This is a genomic window from Streptomyces sp. NPDC006487 (assembly GCF_042870555.1).
Taxonomy (GTDB): Bacteria; Actinomycetota; Actinomycetes; order Streptomycetales; family Streptomycetaceae; genus Streptomyces.
The window spans coordinates 342,310-364,798 of sequence record NZ_JBIAHN010000007.1 but is presented as its reverse complement, the minus strand read 5'-3'; the positions used below and the strand labels follow the sequence as shown (position 1 = coordinate 364,798).

The following is a 22,489-nucleotide window of genomic DNA, read 5'->3' as shown; positions in this document are numbered from 1 at the left end:
AATCGCAGGCAGCGGCCAGGGGAGGGATTCGAGTGAGCACAGAGCAATGTCCGGAATGCAGCAGAACAGGAGGGGCCTGCGACTGCGCACCAGGCTTCCAACCCCTGCGCGTCCGCCCCTACGTATCCCTCCCGAACCCCACCCCACCCAGCCCCGCCCCCACCCCGCCGAACCCCGCGGCGCACCCGGGCACACACCCCGGCCAGGCGGGCACGACACCCCCGCACACGGGCCAGTGGGACACCACCCCGCCGCACCCCGGCCAGGCGGCCACCCCACGAAGCCCCGGCCGGCCGGGCACGCCGGAACACCCCGACCAGGCAGGGACCACGCCCCCGCACACAGGCTGGCCGGACCCGCCTCCGCCGCACCCCGGCCAGGTCGGCACCACGCCGAGCCCCGCCCCGGGCACTGCGCCGCGGCCCGACCAGGTGGGCACTACGGCACACCCGACCCGGACGCCCGGCCCGCCACCACACGCCAACCCGGCCGGCACCACCACGCGCCCTGCCACCCCGGATCCCGCGACCAACCCGGCCCCGACGGCCGCCCTGCCGCCCTACCCCGGCCCGGTGGATGCCACATCGCCCTACCCCGGCCCGGCTGACGTCCCGCCGGCTCCCACGGGCCCCACAGGCCCCAACCGCACCGCGCCGCTGCCGCCCGGGGCGGAGACTCCCGCGTACGGGACACCCGTAGCCTCCCCGCCCGAAGAAACGATGCAGCTGCGCCCGATCCCGGCGTACGAGCCGTACGCGGCGCCCGGACCCCGCGGCCCGCACGGGTCACCCGAGGCCCCCGCGTGGGACCAGGCCGGCCCGGCTTACGGGTACGGGACCCAAGGCATGGACGGGGCGGACGGGCCGCACTCCTCCGGGCCCCCGCAGCGCCGCATACGCACGCTCCCCATCACCGCGGCCGCCGCCGCGGTGATCGGCGCGGCGATCCTCGTCCTGCGGGCCTTCTCGGGCTCCGGCGCGCCGGAGACCACCCTCCTCGACGCGAAGCCGTCCTCTCCCTTGAGCAGCCTCACCCAGGTCGCCCCGTCGCGGCCCACCGAGAGCACCGGCCTTCCCCCGTCACCCACCCCCAGCCCCTCCCGGTCCGCATCCGCATCCGCATCCGCGTCCGCTTCCCCGTCGCCCTCGCCGTCTCCCACCCCGAGCCGCTCGTCGAGCCCGTCCCCCACCCCGTCTCCCACCCCGAGCCGCTCCTCCAAGCCGACCCCCCGGCCCTCCGCGGCGCCGACGCTCCGGTACGGGGACTCGGGCCCCGAGGTGGAGAAGCTCCAACGCCTGCTGGCAGCGCAGGGCATCTACCGCGGCAAGTACGACGGCCGGTACGGCGCCCGTACGGAATCGGCGGTCTCGACGTTCCAGGCGTACAACGGCATCGACGAGGACCCCTGGGGCGTCTACGGTCCGGCGACCCGCCGCGCTTTGGAGGGATAGAACACACCGGATCCGGTGGCGAGCACCCCACCTCGTTTTGTATTGTTCAGGAACAAAGTGGTTCCGTCCTCACTCCCTGACCGGTGGACGGAACCACTTGTTCTCTTTCCCGTCCCGTCTGGAGCCCCTCCGATGCCGGCCAGCACCACCACCGCCCCCGCCGTCCTGACCGCCAAGGCCCTGCTCCTGGACATGGACGGCACCATCGTCAACTCCGACGCGGTGGTCGAGCGCTGCTGGTACGACTGGGCCGTCGCCCACGGCCTGGATCCCGAGGAAGCCCTCAAGGTGGTCCACGGCCGCCAGGGCTACGCCACGATGGCGATCCTCCTCCCGGACCGCCCGATGGAGGAGAACCTCGCCGAGAACGCGGTGATGCTCGCCCGCGAGACCGCCGACACCGACGGCGTGGTCCCGGTCGGTGGCGCTCCCGCCTTCATGGCCGCCCTCAGCACCCTCCCGCACGCCCTGGTGACCTCCGCCGACACGGCCCTGGCCACCGCCCGGATGACGGCCGCCGCCCTGCCGATGCCCGAGGTCCGGATCACCGCCGAGTCCGTGCAGGCCAGCAAGCCCGACCCGGAGGGCTTCCTGATGGGCGCCGCCGCCCTCGGCGTGGACCCGGCCGACTGCATCGTCTTCGAGGACTCGGCCGCCGGCATCGCCGCGGGCCAGGCCGCGGGCATGCGGGTCATCGGCGTCGGCCCCCGCGCCGCCGCCCACGGCCCCACCGCCCACGTCCTCGACCTGACCGCCGTCGCCATCACCGCCTCCCCTGACGGCTCCATCACCCTCACCCTCGAGACGGCCTGACCCAAACGGCATGCCCGGTCAACCCCGACCGGGCGGCCAATCCCGGTCACCAGACCGACCGCCGCAACGGTGACGGTCAAACCTGGTCACGGCGAACCGGTCGGCCCGACCCGAGCAGCCAAGCCCGGTCGAAGCGAACCCGCCACCCGACCCGAGCAACCAAAGCCCGGCCGACGCGAACCGGCCGCCCCGACCCGAGCAGCCAAAGCCGGTCGCCGTGCACCGTTCACCCCGCCTCCGAGCAGCCGAGCCCGGTCGACGTGAACCGGCTGCCCTTCCCCACCGAGCCTGACCCGGGCCACCAGCCCCAGGAGGCCGGCCACGGGCGCCCTGCCGGAGTTCCTGGTCGCCGAGGACCGAATCGCCGAGGTCACCGCGCGCCTGCCCTCTGAACAACCCGACCTTGACGGCCAAGCCCAGCGGACCGAGGCCCGGGGGACCGCCCCCAGACGACCCGCCAAGTCCCGACGGCCCGCCAAGCCCACCCCGAACAAGCAGACCAGGTCCACCTGCCCCACGGACCCACCCCGCACAGTCAGGCCCGGGCACTCAGCCAAGCGGCCAGGCCCCCTCCGGCCGACTCATGCGTCCCCCGCCGCAACAGCCGGACCCACCCTCACCGCCACCCCACCCCGAGCCGGCTCAAGCGACGCAGAACTCGTTCCCCTCGGGGTCCTGCAGCACCACCGCGTAGTGCGTCTCCAACTCGTCCAGCACGCGCAGCACCGTCGCCCCCGCCCCGGTGAGCCGCTCCACCGTTTCGTCGACCCGCCGAGTCCGCAGCTCCATCGGAACCCCGCGCCCACCGCTGACCTTCAGATCCAAGTGCACCCGGTTCTTGCCGGCCTTGGGCTCCGGAACCTGCTGGAACCACACCCGGGGCCCCCGCCCGGACGGATCCACGATCGACTCCGGCGCCTCTCCCACCCCTTCGGGCAGCTCCTCCGCGGGCACCCCCATGCCCTCCCAGTACGCGCGCCAGGTCGCATGCCCGTCCGGCGCCGGCTCCGGCACATAACCCAATGCTTCGGTCCAGAACGTCACCATCACCCGCGGATCGGCGCAGTCGATGGTCAGTTGCAAGGTGGTCTCCATGACTTCAGCCTCGCAGGGAGGTCTGACAACGGAAGGTACGGTCGGCGATGACACACCGGACGGCCGGAACGCGCGGCCGCGCACACGCGCATGACCACGGGGGAAATGCCATGACCGAACTGATCGTCCTGTTCTCCCTGATGGGGATCGTGGGACTGTACGCCGTCGTCAAGGTGGTGCGCCGGGAAAGGCGCAACCGCTCGGATGCGGCGGCCGGCCTCCTGGCCGAGCTGGAGCGCACCGAGCAACTGCGCAAGGACCGCATCACCTACAGCTCCAACTCCGTCCACAACAACCCTTTCACCACCGGACTCTGATTCCGGATCACGGCGCCGCCCCCGGAACGACCGGGAGCGGCGCCGTTGCCATGCCCACTACCGCCACTGCATCGGAACCAAGGCGGGGACATTGACCCCACCCCACTCCAAACACCCCCACCCCAACCCCAAACGCCAACTCCCTCCACCCCAGGGCCAGTCACTCACCTCGCCATGACATGCTCATGCCTTCAGACTGTCACTTCGCGCCCACTCCCTCGAAACCCGGCACGGCCAGCATGGCCACGCCCCCCCAGCACACCCACACACCCACGCACCCCACCCCTGCCCTCCCCCGAGAACCCGGAGCCCCTCATGCCCTCCAAGCCTTCCTCCACGCCCTCCGTCTACGCGCGTCGACTCGGCACGCTCGCCTCCATACTCGCGGCGGCCTCCCTGACCACCCTCCTCACCGCCCCCACCGCCGCCGCCTCCCCTCCCACCCCCATCAGCGCCGCGGCCGCCCGCTCCTACCTCGCGACCGTCACCCCGAAGACCGAAGGCACCACCTCCGGTTACAGCCGCGACCTCTTCCCGCACTGGAGCACCGTCTCCGGCACCTGCAACACCCGCGAGACCGTCCTGAAGCGCGACGGTTCGGGCGTGGTCCAGGACTCCGCCTGCGCCGCCGTCAGCGGCAGTTGGTACTCCGAGTACGACGGCGCCACCTGGACGGCCGCCTCCGACATCGACATCGACCACATGGTCCCCCTCGCCGAGGCCTGGCGTTCCGGTGCCAACTCCTGGACCACCGCCAAGCGCCAGCAGTTCGCCAACGACCTCACCCGCCCCCAGCTCATCGCTGTCACGGACAACGTGAACCAGGCGAAGGGCGACCTCGACCCCGGCAAGTGGCTGCCTCCGCGCACCGCCTACCGCTGCACGTACGCGCGCATGTGGGTCGAGGTCAAGCAGTACTGGGCCCTGAGCATGGACTCGACGGAGAAGTCGGCCCTGGTCAACATCCTCAACGCCTGCTGACACCCACACGCTCACCGCACCCCCACGCACCCCACCCCACCCCTGGCCAAGGATCTTTCCCCCGCCAGGGGGAGGTGGACCACCCCCTCCCCGTCGTACGGTGATCAAACGGCAATGCCGGAAGAAGGAGGGGGAGTTGCATGGGGACATTGCGCCTGGGACCGCTGCTGCGCCACGTCGACTGGGACGCGGGCGGCTCCGCCACGCTGTGGATCGAGGCGGACCGCCCGTGCACCGCCGAGGTGCGCTGCGCCGACGGCTCCGGCGGCAGCGTCCACACCTTCCAGATAGCCGGCCACCACTACGCGCTGATCACCGTCACCGGCCTCACCCCCGACTCCACCACGGCCTACGAGGTCCTCCTCGACGGTCTCCGGGTCTGGCCGCTGCCCGACAGCCCGTTCCCCGCGAGCACCATCACCACCCCGCCCGCGGGCAGGCCGGGCTCCACGACCGCTCCCGACCTCCGCCTGACCTTCGGGTCCTGCCGTCAGGCCGCCCCGCCGGCCGACCGGCGCGGACCGCACGGCCCCGACGCGCTCGACACCCTCGCCGCCGATCTGGCCGCCGACCCGGAGGCGGTGCGGCCCGACGTCCTGCTCCTCCTCGGCGACCAGGTGTACGCGGACCAGCTCTCCCGCTCCACCCGCCAGTGGCTGGCGGCCCGGCGGGACCTCCGCGAGGCGCCCGGAGCCCAGGTCGCGGACTTCGAGGAGTACACGCGGCTCTACTACGAGTCCTGGCTCGACCCGGAGATCCGCTGGCTCCTGTCCACCGTCCCGAGCCTGCACATGTTCGACGACCACGACGTCATAGACGACTGGAACACCAGCGCCGCATGGCAGGCGGAGATGCGCGCCACGCCGTGGTGGCAGGAGCGCGTGGTCAGCGGCCTGATGTCGTACTGGGTGTACCAGCATCTCGGCAACCTCTCCCCCGCCGAACTGGCGGCCGACCCCGTCTTCGAGGCGATCCGGGCAACCCCCGACGGCACCGACGCGCTACGGGCCTTCGCCACCTCGGCGGACGCCGACCCGGCCACGGTCCGCTGGAGCTACCGACGCGACTTCGGCCGTTCCCGGCTGCTGATGGTGGACACCCGGGCGGCCCGGGTGCTCGCCGAGGACGGGCGGGCCATGCTCGACCCGGCGGAGCGGCAGTGGCTCCGCGAAAACGCCCTGGCCGGACACGGGGGGTACGACCACCTCCTCATCGGCTCGTCACTGCCCTGGCTGATGCCGCCGCTCGTACACGACGCGGAGGTGTGGAATGCCGCGCTGTGCCGCGGGGAGCGGGGCCCGAGGTGGGCCCGTATCGGGGAGAACCTTCGCCGGCGGAGCGACCTCGAGCACTGGGCGGCGTTCCCGGCATCGTTCGCGATGCTCAGCGATCTGATCGAGGAGGTGGGCACGGGCCCGCGGGCGCCGGCGACGGTGTGCGTGCTCTCGGGGGACGTGCACCACGCGTACGTGGCCGAACCGCGAATACCGAGCACGGCGCAGGTGTTCCAGCTCACCTGTTCCCCGGTCCACAACTCCATCCACACAGCCGTGAAATGGGGCTTCCGGCTGGGCTGGTCACGGCTGGGCCGATGGCTGGGCCGGGGCTTCTCCCGACACGGCCGGACGGGCCGGCCCCCGCTGAGCTGGCGGCGTACGGGCGGCCCGTGGTTCGGCAACCAGCTCATGACGCTCGCGCTGTCCGGGCGCTCCGCGCGGCTGCGCCTGGACCAGGCACGCAAGGGCCCCCGCCTGGTGAAGGTCCTGGACCGCGACCTCACGCCTCCCCGCTGACGCCGGAGCACCGACCCGGGCGTCCGGTCCGTGGACACCCGGCGTACGCTGTTCCGCTGTCAGCCGCCCCTGCCGCTCCCCGCGACGTCGCGGCGCCTCACGCCGAGGCACGTCAACCGGACTGGGGAGTCCCGTTTTGCTTGAGACTCTGGGCTCGCTGACTTCGAGCCCATGGATCTACGCCCTCGTGGCGCTGTCCATCCTGCTCGACGTGTTCCTGCCGGTGCTGCCGAGCGGGGTACTGGTGATCACGGCTGCGGCGGCCGCCGCGGCGGCCGCCGGGGCAGCGGGACCCGTGCCCGTGCAGTCCCGGGTGCCGGACATCCTGGCGCTGCTGGTGACGGCCGTCACCGCCTCGGTGCTGGGCGACATGGCCGCGTACCGGCTGGCCCGGCGCGGCGGGGCCCGCCTCGACCGGGCCATCGCCCGCTCCCGCCGGCTCACCCGGGCCCACGAGCGCCTCGGCACCGCCCTCGCGCGCGGCGGCGGCGCCCTGGTGGTGATCGCCCGCTTCGCCCCGGCCGGCCGCTCGGTGGTCTCCCTCGGCGCGGGCAAGACCCAACGCAAGGTCAGGGAGTTCCTGCCCTGGTCGGTCCTGGCCGCCATCGCCTGGGCCGGCTACAGCATCGCCCTCGGCTACTTCGGCACCCAGTGGCTCGGCACCACCTGGCTCGGTACCGCGGTCTCCCTGATCGCCCTCTTCGCCGCAGGCGCCCTGGCAGCCTACGTAGTCCGCCGCCCCACCCCCACACCCACGGCCTAACCCCCCACCCGCCCCCCTTCACGGCGCCCGCCCCAACCCCCCGGACGCATCCCACACGTCCCCTCAAGCCAGCACACCCACTCCGGCCCACACTCCCCCTCCGGCCGCCCGTGCTCGCCCCCCTCATTCCGGCCCCACTCCCTCGACAAGCCACCGCATGGCTCCGAAGCCGAACCTGCGGCTCCCCGTCGCGAGCCGCTCCCGCCCCGGCCCGGCCCCTTCCAGCCGTCCGGCGCTTGAGGACCGGCGTCCGGCGCGGAACCCCTGGAAGTCCGGGCACAGCCCGACACCCCACCAGCCCATCCGGCGCCTAGGGACCGGCATCCGGACCCGGAACCCCAGGAGATCCGGGCACAGCCCGGTACCGCCTCCTCAGCCCGCCCGGCGCTTGAGGACCCGTTCCGAGCACCCGGCGGCACGACATCTCCAGCCCCGCCGGCGTTTGAGGCGCGGGTCCGGGCAGCGCCCGGGGAACGGAGGAAGGGCGGGTAGGGGACTTCGCCCCGCAGTGCCCACCGCCCCACCGCCCCACCGCCCCACCGCCCCCCTCAAACGATCCAGCCTCGGGCCCAGCATCAGGCCGGGTGGGGGGGGAAGCCCGAGGCCGAAGCCCACGACTCAACCCGAACCCCCCAAGGCCGAGACCCGAGGCCGAGACCCGGGGCCAGAGCCAAAGCCTCGCCCCCAGCCGGGCCCCCGGACCGGAGACCGGGGCCCGACCCCAAGGCCGGTTCCGCACTGGACCCGGCGGGCCGCCCACCCCACCCCGCCTCCCCCAAGCGGAGCAGTGGCTCACCCGTTCACCCGGCAGCGATCGCCGCGGCCGCGCCGGACTCCTAGCGTCGAGAGAACGGTGCGCACTCGAATCCGCGCCGCACCGCGCCGTTCCCGGAGCCCGAGGAGTCCTCTCCATGCCCGCCACCCCCCACACCCCCCGCAGCCCCCAAAGCCCCCACACCCCCCACCGGTACCGCACCCTCCCCCGCCTGCTGGCCGTCGCCGCCGCGACCGTCGCCTTCGCCGCGGCGGCTCCACCGACCCTCGCCCAGGCCCAGCCCTCCGGCAGCGTCTCCCCGACCAACGTCGCCCCCGGGGGCCGGGTCAGCCTCAACGTCACCGGCTGCGGCACGCGCACCGGCAAGGCCACCTCCCGCGCCTTCGGCGACGTCTGGCTGACCCCGGGCAACGCCCAGGCCACGAACCTCTTCGGCTACGCCACCACCTCCCAGAACATCAGCGCCGGCTCACATCCCGTCACCTTCGAATGCGGCGGCCCCGGCGGCGAGCGCGTCATCGTGGCGCTGAACATCACCCCGGGCGCCGCCCGCGGTGGACTAGGCGGCAGCGTCGGCTCCATGAGCCCGGGTCAGATCGCCCTCGGCGGAGCCCTCGTAGCCGGTGCACTGGGTGCGGGCGCCTGGATCCTGCGCCGCCGCACGGGCCACGCCTCCTGACCACAGCCCCGAACCCGTGCTCCGCTCCCCACCACGGGAGTGGCCGATGGTCCCGCCCCACTCGGGACTTTCCCCACTCCCGCCCGGAGCCCCCTCCCGCAAGGCTGAGTCCACGCACCGCTGCCCCCAAGGAGCCCGCCATGGACCAGACCCCCCGCCCCGTGATCGCCGCCGTGGACGGTTCCGCACACGGCAACCGGGCCCTGGAATGGGCCGTCTCCCAGGCCCTGATGGCCGGATCTCCGCTGCGCATCGTGCACGCCCGCCTCTACATGAACAGCACCAAGGCGGCCCTCTCCCCAGGTTTCGGCGAGCCGGGCCTCGACGACGACCCCGTACTGATCCGGGTCCGTGAGGCCCTCGACGGCCGCGCCGGACTCCCCCCGATCGAGTACGCCTCGCACCCCGGCGCCCCCCACCAGGTCTTGCCGGGCCTGGGCCGGGACGCCCAGCTGATGGTCCTCGGCTCGCGCGGCCGCGGCGGCTTCGCCGGCCTCCTCCTCGGCTCGAACGGCATCGCCTGCGCCGGCCAGGCAGCCTGCCCGGTGGTGGTCGTCCCGCGCGCCGAGCCGCCCGTGCACGACCTGTACGGACAAGTCGTACTCGGCCTCAACAGCGCGGCCCCCGACCCGAGCACCACCTACTTCGCCTTCCGCGAGGCGGCCCGGCGCGGGGCCCGGCTCCAGGCCGTCGTCGCGTACGCCTGGCCCGGCCCGACCTTCACCACCGCCGGCGCCATCGCCACGGCGGCGCACGAGGAGATCTCCAACGCCCACGAGGTCACGGCCCTGGCCGCCGCGCACCTGCGCCCGTACGCCGAAAGGTTCCCGGAAGTGGAGATCGAGCAGGTATCGGCGCCCGGCGACGCTGCCGGCCACCTGGTCGCCGCCTCCCGGGCCGCGGACCTGATCGTCATCGGCCGCCACCGCAAGCGCCCGCTCTCCCCGCGCCCGGGCTCCGTCACCAACGCGGTACTGCTCCACACGGGCTGCCCCGTCGCGGTGGTCCCCCTGGAAGAAGACGCCGTCCCGGCAGCCGCCTGACCGTCGCTCGCCCCGACCTCACCCGGCCACGGCCGCCCCCGCCCCTCTGACGTGGATCCCCTCCAGCAGCTCCCTCGTAGCCTCCGCGACCGCGTCGACGGCGGCGGCGAAGACCTCCTGGTTGTGCGCGGCCGGCGCCCTGAAACCGGACACCTTCCGCACGTACTGCAAGGCGGCGGCCCGGATCTCCTCCTCGGTCGCCTTCTCCGGAATCGCGGGCGGACGCAACGTCTTAATCGATCGGCACATACCCCCACTATCCCGCCCCACGAACCCCCCGTCACCACCCCACATCCCCCGGCCTGACTACCCAAGTCGGGCAGCGCAAATAGGACAGAGGCTGGCCTGTATTAATCTTCCTATCCGAATAACGGGGAGATTAAGTTCTGGATCTTGCATCGCATCCCACATCTGGCAGTCCGCCAACATTCCTAAGCGCGATGCAGAGGGGGCGCAGCCATGCCCAAAAAATACGCCTACCAGCTGCCGGAACATCAGGTCGACCACGGTGTCCACATCCCGATCGAAGACCTGAAGATCGACGAGAAGGCTCAGCGTGTGCTGAACGAGCCTCGCGCGCGGAGCATGGCCAACAACTTGGTACCCGAGGCGCTCGGCACCATCGTCGTTTCCCAGCGAACCAACGGCGATCGATACATCGTCGATGGCATGCACCGGTGGCACGTCTGCAAGCTGACCGGCATCCCGGAGATCGTGGCCGAGGTGCATCACGGGTTGGACCAGCAGGAGGAAGCGGTCCTGTTCCTCATCAAGAACCGAGAGTCGAGCAAGCCGACCCCGCTCGACGAGTACAAGATCGGACTCACGGCCGAGATTCCGCTGTTCGTCGACACTGACTCCGCGCTGCGGAAACGCAATCTCGCCATGGGCTCCACCGGAACGAACATGGTGGGTGCCGTGGCAGGCGTCCTCCGGATCACCGACCTCTACGGCCCCGAGACCCTCGAGCGGACGCTGAAGGTCGCAGAAGACGCATGGGGGCGAACCAAGGAAACCTGGGACGGCATGCTACTGGGCGGCATTGGCATGTTCCTCGGAAAGCATGGAGATGACATCGACGACCGGCTCCTTTCGGAGAAGATCGGGAAGAAGGATCCCGCCTTCCGCTGGCGGGCAAACATCACGGCCCTCGCGTCCGCCGGCGGGACGCGCCACAGCGGCACTGGGTCCAGAATCAGCACGTGCTACACACTGATCGTTACTGAATGGGACAAGGGCAGGCGGAAAGAGAACCGCATCGGGAGCTAGCCACTGCTGCCACGCCCAAGAGGTTTAGGGGCAACGCCGCAGCCACTCGGCCTGCAGGTTGAATGGCGGCGCCTCGACCTCGAGCAACCCCGGAGTCCACCCAATCCGGCAGCACGTCGCTCCCCTGTAAGCAGGAGCGGATGAAGCAGGTTGAGATGCCGTCAAGGCCAGGGAGAGCAGGAGCGCACTACATCCTCATCACCTGAACCTATCCGCCCATCGGGCCCCGGACCTCAGCCAGGCTTCGCTCTCGCCCCACGAAAGCCGGCTGCTCAGGCAGCAGCTCCCGGGCACCCCTCCCTCCGCTGTTGACGTCACATCGGGATGAAAGCCCCCCTGCCATGATCGGCAGGGGGGTTTCTCGCTGGCCGGTGGGCACGGACGATTCAGAACCGCCGACATCTACTTCGTAAGTTCGATCACGGCTCGGCCCAGTTGCGGATCCGACAGACCGAGCCGGCCGAGCCGGGAGCCGGGGAGCGCAGTGGTGTCAGCGTGTGTTGCTGCTGATGTCAGCCATGGATGTCAGCGGGACTCTGCGCTCATCTCTCAGGGCCAGCCTCGACGAACTCACGGGATGCAAAAGACCCCCCGCCATGATCGGCGGAGGGCCCTTCCACTGGTGGGCGCGGACGGTTTCGAACCGCCGACATCTGCTTTGTAAGTTCGCCCAGCTACGCATGGGGCCAGGCACCCAACCAGCTCCCACTACCCCGGAGGGCTAGTTCAGTCAGCACGGACCTGTAGATGTACGTCCACGTTGCCGTCAGTGACTGCCGTCAGGTGCGGTACACACGGGAGCGGCCGACCGATTCGGATCCTGCGGACCAGCTGACCCGCACGGCATCGGATCGCTAGCATGCCTCAATGAGCGCGAACCCAGCAGAATTCCTTGGAATTCAAATCCCGACTCTAGCCCTCGGCGTCTCCCTGCTCAGCTTTTCCGCAGCTGCATTTTCGCTTGGGTGGCAGATCGTTAAGCACGTTCTTGACGGGGGGCGCGTTCGCGTCTATCTAAACGCGGGAATCCTTAGCGAGAATTCGATTGTCGTCAACGATACCGGCAAATGGGATACACCCTATCCATTCGACGGGGGCCCTCCTAGTGCCAATATTGAAGTAGCACAGCTGGTGATCGAGAATCCCGGTCGCTCCAGCATCACGATTTACAATCCTGCGCTAGATATATCCGGCGTCAAGGAGGGCCATTACTCTGTAGGCCCTTCCACTTTTGAGTTCGACGCCGATGACACCATTTCGACGAAAAGTCTCTTCAGGCTTGAACCTTACAGCAGGGTGACCTACCTGTTGGACTACTGGCGTGTCATTCCGAGCCTTAGAGGGGAGGCCGCTGGCGGAACTATTCGACTGCGAGGAATGGTCAGAGTCGCGGGCCGCAGGAAGCCGCAGAAATCGAGCCGTCGTCGCGCATGGAAAATCCCGAATGAGGCGTGGAGTTCCCGCGCCGGGGCTACGGAAGTCGACGCATATACGGTTATGTGGCGCGAGCTTTATCGGGAATACCGCACTTCCGGAGCAAGCCGGGTCGACGAGGGCGAGGTGTCTTTCGGGCGCCTCCAAATGATTCTCCACCGAGCAAGGATGGCACTGACAGAAATGCCAGATGTCGACCAACTGGAGGAAGTACTCAAATCGAGTTCAGATACTCTGCGAATTCCGCAGCCTTATTTCGGGTGGATTGCCTTCAATATGCATCGGGCTCTGAAATCGCACGAACCCCACCTTGCCGCCTGGATTCGGGAAGGGAGTTCCGTTGCGACACCGCGACCGGAAGTACCGGAGTCGGATGACTAGCTACTCCTGCTCGCTAGGCGGAGAGAGTCTGCGAGTTCCTGCATCTCAAGTACCACCACATCGGCGCCAGCATTGACCAACGACGTCTGCTTCGGGGCCTTGTTGGCAAATCCAATACTTCTTGCGCCAGCCGCGTATGCCGCCTCGATGTCGCTGATTGAGTCGCCCACCAACACCGTTCTGCTGGGCGCTACGCCGAACGCCGACGCTGCGGTGAGCAAGGGGTGCGGTGACGGCTTCATCAGCTCAGGTCGAAGCTTGGGGCGCCCGACGACCTCGTCTACGGCTCCCACGAGCCCGTGCAGGCTGAGGTACTCCCGCACACACTCCGCCGAGTTGTTGCTCACGATCGCCACATGCCGACCTGAATCCCGCGCGGCGTGGAGGGCACTTACCGCCCCCGCCACTGGCACCCCAGCCACTTTCACAGCCCGAATCTCCGCCGCCGTGAGTGCGGCCTCGACGGCGGCCAAGACGGCGGTGCCCCCCTCCTGCGAGAGGCGGTGGACTTCCATGGGGTCATCTGTAAGCCGGGCCAGGGGTGACAGGATTGGGGCCAGCGCGCTGAGGAGGCTGGCCAGCTCTTCGGCGATGGCCGGCGCTGGCAGGCCGCGAAATACGTCGCAGATGGGTCCGTCGAAGTCGAAAAGGACGGCCTGCGAAGCACTGAACACACCCCCGAGTACGTCAGCTCGCGTCGGCATTGGCGTCCCTCCCGATCGTCTCCCACACACTGTCGAACCACATTCGGGCCTGCTCTACCTGCTGCGCCCCGCTGGAGGCGTCACCCTCGTTGAGCGAGTGGTGGAAAAGGATCGTGTCCTTGCCGACCAGGTCGTAGATCTCGATGGCCTCTCCCTGGGCGACCACCCTGTTTGGGCGGATCGGGTAGTACCCGAAGAACGCATCCTCGTTGTTGATCACGTACAGCTTGAAGAACTGCGTCCCGCTGTGGACCCGGACGTCGACGCTGCTCTCCTGGACCAGCCCGAGGTGGCTCAGCTCGCTTATGGCATCGGAGATGCTGCGCGTGTAGCCGACCATGATGTCGTGCATGCGGGCACGAAGCCGCGGGTCATCTTCGCAGTCCTCTCGACGTACCGGAGCGGCCTGGGGCACCGCCATGTCGGGTACCAGGATGCGGATCCGGATGCTCGACGGGGTCAGGCGACCCACGCGGATCTTGTCAAGCGGCTCTTGCAGGGCTCCGTGCAAGGTCTCGCTGGAGAATCCCGCGAAGTCGATCGTCACGTTGTGGCTGGCGAAGGCCTGCTCGACGTACGGCCGCAGTCCGGCCGGCCGCTCGGTGCGGTTCCGGACGAAGACGCCGCTGCCCTTCCGGGACACGACTAGCCCCTCGTCCTCCAGGTCGCGCAGGGCCCGCTGGATCGTCGCGCGGGCGAAGCCGTAGTGGTCCGTCAGCATCTTGTGTGACGGGAGCCGCTCACCGGGAGCCAGCTTCCTTGTTCGGATTGCCGCGCCGAGACTGCGCGCGACCTGCTCGTACGGCGGCCGATCGTCGTCCGGGTCCAGAGGCTCAAGCGCAAAGGTCATGGCTCCGATGGTACGGCCAACCTGACTATTTGGGCAGCCTGGCTATCCATCTCTTGACGTGACTAGCCAGGCTGGCTACGTTGTTCCTGTGCCCACCGGGCTAGCCAAGTTGGTCAGGCTTGAACGGGTGATCTGTGCCTATGCGTGCAGATCAGGGTGCGGAGGCCTATTGGCCGAGGGCGCCGGCTCCCCTTGTCAACCGGACGGCTGGTCTCTGCCTACCCCCAGGAGCGCGCTCCTGGAAAGAGACGACCACATGCACTTGACCAACCCACCGTCGCCCTATGGGAGACGGCCGGTTGCCTCCTCCGTCCGTCCGGCGCTTCGGCGCCGTACGGACGGGGTCGAGGGGAGCCGGAGTCCTTCCTGCTTCACCCCCAACACAGTGCGGCCCCCGGCGCTCGAACGCCGGGGGCCGCTGTTCGGGCCCCGTTCCTCTCTAGAAGGAGCAAGACCCAATGAAGTCCATCGCAGCACTTCAGAATCTCGTTACCCCGTGGTCCGACGGCCTGGAGCCGTCGGATGCGGAGCTGGACGCGATCGAGCAGGAGATGCCGCTGATCCTGGCGGAGCGCGACCTGCTGGACGCGCAGATCATGACGCTGGACCGGATGCCCACCGAGGTGGACGAGCAGCGGCTGCGCCGGGCGTGCCGGCAGGTGCTGGCGGCACGGACCGCACTGGAGAACCGGGCCGCTCACCTCCCGTCCTCCGGTGACGCGGCATGAATCGCGAGGCGAAAGCCGCACTAGTCCTCGCGCTGGTCGTCGTGGTTGCCATGGCCTTCCGGGTCTCCTGGAACGCCCTGCGGGACGTGGCCAGGGCGATCGGCGCAGACGGCACGGCGGCAACGCTGTACCCGTTCGTCGTCGACGGCCTGATGGCCCTGGCGCTGGTCGCCGCACTCGTGTTGACCGATGAGGCCCGCCGGTTCGCCCTGCGGGTCCTGGCCGCGTACACGCTCGCTTCGCTGGTTCTGAACTACGTCCACGGGCTGCTGCCCGAGCTGCACGCTGAGTCGATCGACTGGACTCGACTGGCCGACTGGAATCCCGCCAACTGGGCTCTCGTGCTGCTGGCGACGTCGCTTCCGGTCGGGTCGATCTACTTCGGCTCCGACCTCGTCGCCAAAGTCCTTCACCACAAGCCCCCGACCGAACCGACCGCTCAAGAATCTGTACAGATCACCGCAAATCGGTCCACCCCTGAGCAGGGAGAACCGCCGGTCGAGCTGCCGGAGCCGAAGCGGGAGGTGGACTCTTCCGCCACCGTCCCGATCGAGCCGATCGAGGAGCGTCCGCAGCTCGTTGCGGCGGCTGAGTCACCGCGTCCTCGTCGGGCGACCGGTCGAGTCCCGGCGGCAGCCCGATCGACCCGCCCGACCCGCACGGACGTCGAGCTCCTCGGTGAGGCGCGGAGCCTGACGGAGTCGTGGCCGATCGAGAAGCTGACCGGCGAAGGGATCCGCAAGGCCCTGCGCACATCCCCGGCCAAAGCCCGGATCGTGCGGGAGGCCTTGAAGGCAGAACGTGAGCGGGACGCGGCGGCGGTGGCCGGATGAGCCTAACGTTCGCCGACTGCCACGACCCGATGGGAAGAGTCCACGGCCTGCCCACCTTTCCGTGGCGCTTGGCTCCCGATGGTCTCGCCACCCGCCGCCAGTTACGGGCCCTGGGACTGCGCCCCGGCGGTCAGGACATCGCCGGCCAGGTCCTGCGCCCGCGCTTCCGCCGTGGCCCGCTGATCGCGTTCCTGTACCGCGTCGACCGGGCCAAGCCCGTCCGGCCCATGACCCCTGCCAAGACCGCCGCGCTCGCCAAGGCCAACACCGCCCGCCGCACCTGCCCCGAATGCCGCCACGACGCCGGATACGTCATACCGGCCTCGCTCGGCATGTGCGTTCCCTGCGCCTACCCCGAAGGGGGCTGACCATGAACCACCTGCCCGAACCCCTGCACGCCAGCGTCGTCAGGCTCCCGGACGGCACCCACGTCTACGCCACCCCCGACCAGCTCCCGGCCGCGTACGCCGGGCCGCAGGTCGTGCACCAGCACATCCACCAGGCCCCGCCCGACCGCACCGTCCAGCGCATCGCGCTCGGCTCCGGAGTCGGCGCCGGGGCGGTCGCGGCCGGCGTGTACTTCGGCCCGCTCCTGATCGCAGCTCTGACCGCGATCGCCGCGAACATCGCGTTCCTGGCCTTCCTCGCGCTGGTTCTCGGCTGGTGCGTCCACACCGTCGTGAAGTCGGTCGGCAGCCCGAGCGGCACGCAGGCCGTGAAGAACGTGCGCAAGGCCCGCCGCCGGCGCGGCTGACCTCTCCCGTCGCCTCTCGTGAGGAGTTCTCGCATGCTCTCGATCGTCGGCCGCTACGTCCTCATCGTCGTTCTCGGCCTCGCGCTCGGAATGGCCCTGCTGTGGATGTCCCGCACCTGGGGCCACCAGATCGGCTGGACCGCGTTCCTCGCCGTGGAAGTCGTCCTCGTGGTCCACATCCTGCTCCCGCGCCGCCGCTGACGGCTGCCCGATCCACCCGACCAGTGCGGGTGGTGAGGGGAGCCGGACAGACCGGCCCCGGAATGGAGCCCGTGATGGCGAAGGACCCGAAGTTCACCGCTGGCGAGGTCGCCAAGATGGCGTGGCTGACCGCTCGGATGGCCAAGCGCGGTATCGCCAGCCAGACCGTCTACCAGGGCGATCTGGAGCGCAAGTTTGAGCGGATCGTCGAGGGCGCCCGCGAACGCGAAGCCCAGCACGCCGCCGACCTGGCGGAGGCCGAGAAGGCCGCCCGCAAGGCCCGCGCCAAGAACCTCAAGACGAAGTAGCTGTGCCCCGGGGCGGCCGCCCCTCTCGCCAAAGAACGTCGGCCGCCCCGGTCCCCACCCACTCTGAGCCAGTCAGTGAGAGCAGGAGCTTTCAGCATGACCGACAACGTCGTGCCCCTCTTCAAGACCCCTGAGAGTTCGACCGACACGGTTACCGCGGCTTCCCCCACCCCGGCCCCGGCCGCCGACGGGGCGGTGCGGCCGGTGCGGGTGTGGAAGCGCACCGCGCGCGGTGTACGTGCGGCCGTGACCAGCGAGCAGACCCGTACCGCCGCCCGGCTGGTGGCCCGGCACGGCATGTACGTGATCGGCGGTACGAGGATCACGGCGAAGCGGACGTGGGACGGGCGGACCGCTTCCCGGTACGAGCGGATGATCCGCGCGGCGGAGGCGGGCGGGAACTTCGATGAGGCCAAGGAGTGGGAGGACCGGCTGCAGCGCTTCCGCTCCGGCCGCCACCACCGCCGCATGGACCTGCTCCGCTCCGCCCCAGACCTCGCCAAAAGCGTGGGCGTCGGCACCGGTCTCACCGTCGGTGGCCTGCTGCTGCTGGGGATCGTGCTGGCCATAGCGAACAAGGACATCTCGTGGCTGTTCGCCCCGATCGGCGCGGTGATCGAGGCGATCCGGATGATCGTGGTCGTGGCCACCGTCGTGTGGGGACCCGCCCTGGTCGCCGGGCCGTGGCTGGCTTTACTGGCCCTGTGGGGCGTCGGCCGACGGCGGCAGACGGCACCGCAGTGGACGCTGCCCGCGCAGCAGCGCGACGACGCCGGGGCACCGATCACCCCGTCCATCGTCGTCACCGCGCTGCGTGACCTGGGTATCGCCCCGCTGCGGGGCGCTATCAAGGACATGGGGGATGCCGGGGCCGCGATGCTCGGCCCGATCCGGATCGCCGGATGCGGTGTCGAAGTCGACGTCACGCTCCCCTCCGGCGTCTCCACCGCCGAGGTCCAGGGACGTCGCCGCAAGCTCGCGGAGAACCTTGCCCGGCACGAGCACGAGGTGTTCATCACCCTGCCGGCCGCTGCTCGCACGGTGCGGCTGTGGATCGCCGACTCCGGCGCCCTCGACCAGCCGATCGGCCCGTCCCCGCTGGTCACCGACGAGACGATGACCGCGAACTACAAGACGGGCAAGGCCCCCTGGGGTCAGGACCTGCGCGGCGACGCGGCAACCCTGAGCCTCTACCAGCGCCACCTTTTGATCACGGGGTTGTCGAACCAGGGCAAGACCGCCGCTCTGCGTGCGCTGGCTCTGTGGCTGGCCCTGGACAAGACGGTCGAGTTCCGGATCGCCGACCTCAAGGGTGTAGGCGACTGGGGCATGTTCGATGGCCTGGCCACCATCCTGATCCAGGGCCCGACCGACGACCACGTCATCGCCGCGACCGAGATGGCCGAGGGCATGGTCGCCGAGATGGAGCGCCGGATCCAGGCACCGCCCGGGACCGTGTTCACGCCGCTCGTCGGCATCGTGGACGAGGCGCAGGTCGCGTTCATGTGCCCGGCCGTCGGCGCGGACAAGCGCCCGTACGGCGGGTCGAAGGCCACCTCCCGCTACTTCATGGCCGTACGGAAGATCCACAACCAGGGCCGGGCCGTGGACGTGACCCTGTGGGAGGGCACGCAGGACCCGACCGACCAGAACCTCCCCAAGCTCGTCCGGGAAGGCGCACACACCCGCATCTCCCTCGCCCTGGGCACCGAGTCGCAGGCCCGCATGGCGCTGGGCGACAAGGCCGTCGACGGCGGCGCCGCACCGCACCTGCTCCGCCAGGGCCTCGACAAGGGCACCGTCGTTGTCGCGTCGGACGGGATCGCCATCCCGGCCGGGCAGGCCGCGATCACGGTCCGCACCCACCACATCGACACCGAAACCGCCGCCCTGATCGCTGAGCGGGCCACGGCCCTGCGTAACGGGGTCACCACCGCGCACACCGTCGACCAAGGACCGGCCCTCGACCCGCTCGCGGACATCCTGTCCGTGCTCGGCAACGAGCCGCGCGTCCTCACCCAGGACGTCCTCAAGCGCCTCGCCACCCTCAACGAGAAGACGTACGGAGGCTGGTCGTTCCTCGACCTCAAGCGCGTCCTCGAACACACCGGCGCCGAACCCTACAAGTCCGACGGACGCATGGTCATCAGCCGCGACCGCATCGCCCGCGTCCTCGCCAACCGCCCCGACGCCGGTTCCGCTTCCGCCGCCGAGTAGAGGGAGCCGACCCCCATCAGGCCAGGGAGGCAGGGAGAACTCCCTAACCGCCTCCCTGACCCGCCTCCCTGGCCTTGACCAGCGCAAATGATCTGTCAGGGAGGCAGGGAGGCGCCGCAGGTCAGACCCCCGAAACCCCCTCCCCGAGCCTCCCCAGAGGGGTACCCACGCCTCCCTGCCCGTCTGCTGGCAGGGATTCCGGATCCGACCACATCCGATGAAGCAGGAGCGTCCATGTACGAGGACAACGAAGCCACCGAACTGGTCACGGTCGAACTCAACTGGAACGACCTCGACCAGCCCTACCGGCGCACCGTCACCCGCCGACAGCTCGCACAGCTCCTGCTGGAGCTCGACGACATGGCGGAGACCGCGACCGCCGACCAGTAGCAGCACCCCGCACAGCGCGAAGGCGGCCCGCTCTCGCCAAAGTCCGGGCCGCCCTCATCCAGAACGCTCAAGAACTGGAGAGACCAGCATGACCCACCCGACCGACTTCCCGCGAGACCCGAGCCGACCTGCCCTGCCTCCACACCTGCGGACCACGCTCTGGCTCGCCGAATTGGGCCTGCCCGTGCTGCCTCTGCGGGAGGACAAGGGCCCTGTGGGCAACTGCCGCGCCTGCCAGAAGAACGCCTGCGGCGGCCGGCCGAACATGAAGACCCCGGGCCCCTGCGAGTGCGCGGCGCCCTGCCACGCCTGGGCCGCCGCCACCACCGACCCGGACATCCTCACCGGCCCGGTCTGGGCGCGTGCCTGGCGTCAGGCTCAGGCCGTGGCCTACCACCCGGGCGGTGCCGGTCTGACCGTGGTGGACCTGGACGACGCCGAAGCCGTCGCCTGGGCCCGCCGGAGCCTGCCCGCCACGAAGGTCGTTCTGACGACGCGGGGCGAGCACTGGATCTACCGGGGCGCCATGCAGTCGAAGAACGGGGTCCGCCCTGGGGTCGACGTGAAGTCGACGATGTCCTACGTCCGCTGGCGCGGCCCCGGCACCGGAACGATGGCCGTACTGCCGGACGTCGTGCGCGCGCTCGTGGTGAAGGAACCCACCGTCCGGCAGGCCCGCCCCGTCATTGCGGCGGTGCCGGCCGGGGGCGGGCAGTGCCCGCACCGCTCGCCCGTCTACCTGGAACGGGGCATCGCCATGGCCGAGCAGCGGATCAAAGAGGCGGCCGCAGTTATCCACACGACCGTGTACCGGACGTTCCTCGCCGTGCTTTCCGCCCACGGCCGGTGCGGCTGCCTGACCGAGGCCCACACCGCGCGCCTGTTCACGGCCGCGCAGGGCAAGGGCGAGTCCGCCCGGCACTGCGAGGACGCCTGGACCAACGCCCGCACCACGTTGGGGCTGTGACCATGCCCGACGAGGACAAGAACCCGGCACGCCAGATCATCACCGACTACGCGCAGCAGCATTTCCGGTACTTCCGCACCACCGAAGGCACCGTCTACGCACAGAAGAACGGCCATCCCGTCGCCCGCCCCATCCGCTCCCAAGGCACCACCGGAAGCCACCGGCAGGAACTCATGGTCGGTCTCTTCCACGATGGGCTCGGCGTGTTCAACGGCACTGCGCTCAAAGAGGCGTTGGACCTGATCGAAGCACTCGCCCTCAGCAAGGACGTACAGGCCACCCACATCCGCGTCGCCCCGGGATTCGACGGCGCGACCTGGCTCGACCTGGGCCGCGACGACGGACAGTCCGTCCGCATCCACCCCACCGGCTGGGACATCCTCACCCCCGACCCGCGCGAGGTGTGCTGGCGGCGCACCCAGCTCACCGGGGAACTCCCCCTCCCCGAGAAGAACACCAACGGCAAGGGCATCGACCGGCTGCTCAGGTTGTGCAACTACGCCAGCGCCGAGAGCGAGTGCCTGGCCATCGCCTGGGTGATCGGCTGCCTGGAGCCGTCCGTCCCCGTCCCCGCCCCGTTCCTCACCGGCCCCCAGGGCGCCGGCAAGTCGACGGCGGCGCGCATGCTGATGCGGATCATCGAAGGGATGACCGGTGACCTGCGCCGCGCCCCCAAGGACGAAGAGAACCTGATCACCGCTGTGGCCGCAGGCTGGATCACCGCCCTCGACAACCTCTCTCACCTGCCCCCGGACCTGTCCGACCTGATGTGCTGCATCGTCACCGGAGCCGAGTCCATCAAACGCGCCCTGTTCAGCGACGGCGACGTCTATCGCTCCCGCTACCGCCGCCCGCTCCTGCTGACCGGCATCGACGTGGGCGTCATCCGCCCCGACCTCGCCGAACGCCTCCTCCCCCTGCGCCTCGAACGCCCCCTCGTAAGGCGAACCGAAGCCGAGCTGTGGGCGGAATACACGGAAGCCCTGCCGGTCATCCTCGGATCCGTCCTCGACCTCACCGTCAACGTCCGGGCCGCCGAAGCCGACATTCCCGCAGACCTGCGCATGGCCGACTTCGCCCACCTGTGCGCGCAGCTCGACGCCGCCAGCGGCTTCGGGGCCCTCAATGCCTACCGGGCGGGCCTGGACGAACTGAACGATGACGTGATCGAGGGCGACCTCCTCGCTCAGACCGTCCTCAAGCACGCCGCCGGACTCGACCCGGGCGCCGAAGTCAAGATGACCTCCACCGAGTGGCTGCACGCACTCACCCAGCTCTACGCGGGCGAGGACTTCCGGCCCCTGCCCAAGGGATGGCCCACCACCGGCAAGGTCTTCTCCGACCGCCTCAAGCGCCTGCAACCGACCCTCGCCGCACGCGGCGTGCTCGTCGACTGGGGCCGCACCAAAACCGCCCGCTACATCGAGATGACCCGACCGGCCCCCGAGCCCCCGGGGGTGCAAGAGGCGGCGTTCTAACCGGCGCCACCGCGACCGGTCCGGAACAGCAAGAGGAGCACCCACCCCCGGCGGGGCGTGCTCCTCTTGCTGTTCCGGCGGCTCGCCGCCGCTCCAAAGAACGTGCCGCGCAGCGGCTCCCCCTTCGCGCTCGAAGACGCACCGCACCACAACAGAAACCACCCTCTCTTTTCCCTAAGAGAAGAGACGCTGCGTCACCCACGTCACCAGCGGGCTCCAAACTGCCCGTGACCTGCGGGTACACCGGTGACGCAGACGGCTAACG

At 70.1% G+C, this 22,489-nt stretch carries 24 protein-coding genes; 20 read left to right on the top strand and 4 right to left on the bottom strand.

The features are described from left to right. Positions 1–719: 719 nt before the first annotated feature. On the top strand, positions 720–1,451 hold the full coding sequence (locus ACFYM0_RS14820) for a peptidoglycan-binding protein (protein ID WP_388500879.1): 732 nt from the start codon (positions 720–722) through the stop codon (positions 1,449–1,451). A gap of 132 nt (positions 1,452–1,583) precedes the next feature. Beyond that, on the top strand, positions 1,584–2,264 hold the full coding sequence (locus ACFYM0_RS14815; protein ID WP_388500877.1) for an HAD-IA family hydrolase: 681 nt from the start codon (positions 1,584–1,586) through the stop codon (positions 2,262–2,264). A 642-nt stretch (positions 2,265–2,906) separates the two neighbouring features. Here the strand turns inward: ACFYM0_RS14815 and ACFYM0_RS14810 are convergent. Continuing rightward, positions 2,907–3,359 carry a VOC family protein gene (locus tag ACFYM0_RS14810; protein ID WP_388500874.1) on the bottom strand — a complete coding sequence of 151 codons (453 nt, stop codon included), beginning with the start codon at positions 3,357–3,359 and terminating at the stop codon, positions 2,907–2,909. A 110-nt stretch (positions 3,360–3,469) separates the two neighbouring features. On the opposite strand from ACFYM0_RS14810, the gene ACFYM0_RS14805 reads away from it, so the two are divergent. The 6 genes from ACFYM0_RS14805 (at position 3,470) to ACFYM0_RS14780 (ending at position 9,710) form a co-directional block, all read left to right on the top strand. Beyond that, positions 3,470–3,676, top strand: coding sequence for a hypothetical protein (locus ACFYM0_RS14805; protein WP_388500872.1), 207 nt, complete (start codon positions 3,470–3,472; stop codon positions 3,674–3,676). Between the two features lie 315 nt (positions 3,677–3,991). Then, entirely contained in the window at positions 3,992–4,657 is a 666-nt protein-coding gene (locus ACFYM0_RS14800; RefSeq protein ID WP_388500869.1) for an HNH endonuclease family protein, read from the top strand. Between the two features lie 140 nt (positions 4,658–4,797). Next, positions 4,798–6,450, top strand: coding sequence for an alkaline phosphatase D family protein (locus ACFYM0_RS14795; RefSeq protein WP_388500868.1), 1,653 nt, complete (start codon positions 4,798–4,800; stop codon positions 6,448–6,450). A 136-nt stretch (positions 6,451–6,586) separates the two neighbouring features. Further along, positions 6,587–7,213 carry a VTT domain-containing protein gene (locus ACFYM0_RS14790; protein WP_327252552.1) on the top strand — a complete coding sequence of 209 codons (627 nt, stop codon included), beginning with the start codon at positions 6,587–6,589 and terminating at the stop codon, positions 7,211–7,213. 911 nt (positions 7,214–8,124) lie between these two features. Continuing rightward, positions 8,125–8,667 carry a hypothetical protein gene (locus ACFYM0_RS14785; protein ID WP_388500865.1) on the top strand — a complete coding sequence of 181 codons (543 nt, stop codon included), beginning with the start codon at positions 8,125–8,127 and terminating at the stop codon, positions 8,665–8,667. 140 nt (positions 8,668–8,807) lie between these two features. Continuing rightward, complete coding sequence (locus ACFYM0_RS14780) at positions 8,808–9,710, top strand: universal stress protein (protein ID WP_388500863.1); 903 nt, start codon at positions 8,808–8,810, stop codon at positions 9,708–9,710. A gap of 18 nt (positions 9,711–9,728) precedes the next feature. Here ACFYM0_RS14780 and ACFYM0_RS14775 read toward each other — a convergent pair whose 3' ends face one another. Further along, a complete protein-coding gene (locus tag ACFYM0_RS14775; protein WP_327252556.1) occupies positions 9,729–9,959 on the bottom strand; it encodes a DUF2277 family protein in 231 nt (76 codons plus the stop codon). 210 nt (positions 9,960–10,169) lie between these two features. Here ACFYM0_RS14775 and ACFYM0_RS14770 point away from each other — a divergent pair, with 210 nt between their 5' ends. Both ACFYM0_RS14770 and ACFYM0_RS14765 read left to right on the top strand, forming a co-directional pair. Continuing rightward, a complete protein-coding gene (locus ACFYM0_RS14770; RefSeq protein WP_388500860.1) occupies positions 10,170–10,979 on the top strand; it encodes a DUF6551 family protein in 810 nt (269 codons plus the stop codon). An 867-nt stretch (positions 10,980–11,846) separates the two neighbouring features. Continuing rightward, on the top strand, positions 11,847–12,794 hold the full coding sequence (locus tag ACFYM0_RS14765) for a hypothetical protein (protein WP_388500857.1): 948 nt from the start codon (positions 11,847–11,849) through the stop codon (positions 12,792–12,794). Here ACFYM0_RS14765 and ACFYM0_RS14760 read toward each other — a convergent pair. Together ACFYM0_RS14760 and ACFYM0_RS14755 are read right to left on the bottom strand one after the other, a co-directional pair. Continuing rightward, positions 12,791–13,468: an HAD family hydrolase gene (locus ACFYM0_RS14760; protein ID WP_388500854.1), complete on the bottom strand. Its 678-nt coding sequence runs from the start codon at positions 13,466–13,468 to the stop codon at positions 12,791–12,793. The genes ACFYM0_RS14765 and ACFYM0_RS14760 overlap by 4 nt on opposite strands. Positions 13,469–13,481: 13 nt before the next feature. After that, on the bottom strand, positions 13,482–14,348 hold the full coding sequence (locus tag ACFYM0_RS14755; RefSeq protein WP_388500851.1) for a GntR family transcriptional regulator: 867 nt from the start codon (positions 14,346–14,348) through the stop codon (positions 13,482–13,484). 458 nt (positions 14,349–14,806) lie between these two features. Between ACFYM0_RS14755 and ACFYM0_RS14750 the strand changes: the two genes are divergently transcribed. From ACFYM0_RS14750 to ACFYM0_RS14705, 10 genes are all read left to right on the top strand, one after another. Next, on the top strand, positions 14,807–15,076 hold the full coding sequence (locus ACFYM0_RS14750; RefSeq protein WP_388500849.1) for a DUF6284 family protein: 270 nt from the start codon (positions 14,807–14,809) through the stop codon (positions 15,074–15,076). Continuing rightward, positions 15,073–15,909: a DUF2637 domain-containing protein gene (locus ACFYM0_RS14745; protein ID WP_388500847.1), complete on the top strand. Its 837-nt coding sequence runs from the start codon at positions 15,073–15,075 to the stop codon at positions 15,907–15,909. Before ACFYM0_RS14750 ends, ACFYM0_RS14745 begins: the two co-directional genes overlap by 4 nt. Then, positions 15,906–16,277: an RRQRL motif-containing zinc-binding protein gene (locus ACFYM0_RS14740; RefSeq protein WP_388500844.1), complete on the top strand. Its 372-nt coding sequence runs from the start codon at positions 15,906–15,908 to the stop codon at positions 16,275–16,277. The genes ACFYM0_RS14745 and ACFYM0_RS14740 overlap by 4 nt, the downstream gene beginning before the upstream one ends. A gap of 2 nt (positions 16,278–16,279) precedes the next feature. Continuing rightward, positions 16,280–16,663, top strand: coding sequence for a DUF6251 family protein (locus ACFYM0_RS14735; protein WP_388500841.1), 384 nt, complete (start codon positions 16,280–16,282; stop codon positions 16,661–16,663). A gap of 33 nt (positions 16,664–16,696) precedes the next feature. Continuing rightward, positions 16,697–16,864, top strand: a complete 168-nt coding sequence (locus ACFYM0_RS14730) for a hypothetical protein (protein ID WP_388500838.1) — start codon at positions 16,697–16,699, stop codon at positions 16,862–16,864. Positions 16,865–16,938: 74 nt separating this feature from the next. After that, complete coding sequence (locus ACFYM0_RS14725) at positions 16,939–17,172, top strand: DUF6257 family protein (protein ID WP_388501005.1); 234 nt, start codon at positions 16,939–16,941, stop codon at positions 17,170–17,172. A gap of 96 nt (positions 17,173–17,268) precedes the next feature. Next, a complete protein-coding gene (locus tag ACFYM0_RS14720) occupies positions 17,269–19,389 on the top strand; it encodes an FtsK/SpoIIIE domain-containing protein (RefSeq protein WP_388500836.1) in 2,121 nt (706 codons plus the stop codon). A 234-nt stretch (positions 19,390–19,623) separates the two neighbouring features. Then, complete coding sequence (locus tag ACFYM0_RS14715; RefSeq protein WP_388500833.1) at positions 19,624–19,779, top strand: hypothetical protein; 156 nt, start codon at positions 19,624–19,626, stop codon at positions 19,777–19,779. A gap of 88 nt (positions 19,780–19,867) precedes the next feature. Continuing rightward, positions 19,868–20,746 (top strand): bifunctional DNA primase/polymerase, encoded by an 879-nt coding sequence (locus tag ACFYM0_RS14710; RefSeq protein ID WP_388500830.1) that lies wholly within the window; start codon positions 19,868–19,870, stop codon positions 20,744–20,746. Between the two features lie 2 nt (positions 20,747–20,748). Next, on the top strand, positions 20,749–22,224 hold the full coding sequence (locus ACFYM0_RS14705) for an ATP-binding protein (protein ID WP_388501002.1): 1,476 nt from the start codon (positions 20,749–20,751) through the stop codon (positions 22,222–22,224). Positions 22,225–22,489 lie beyond the last annotated feature (265 nt).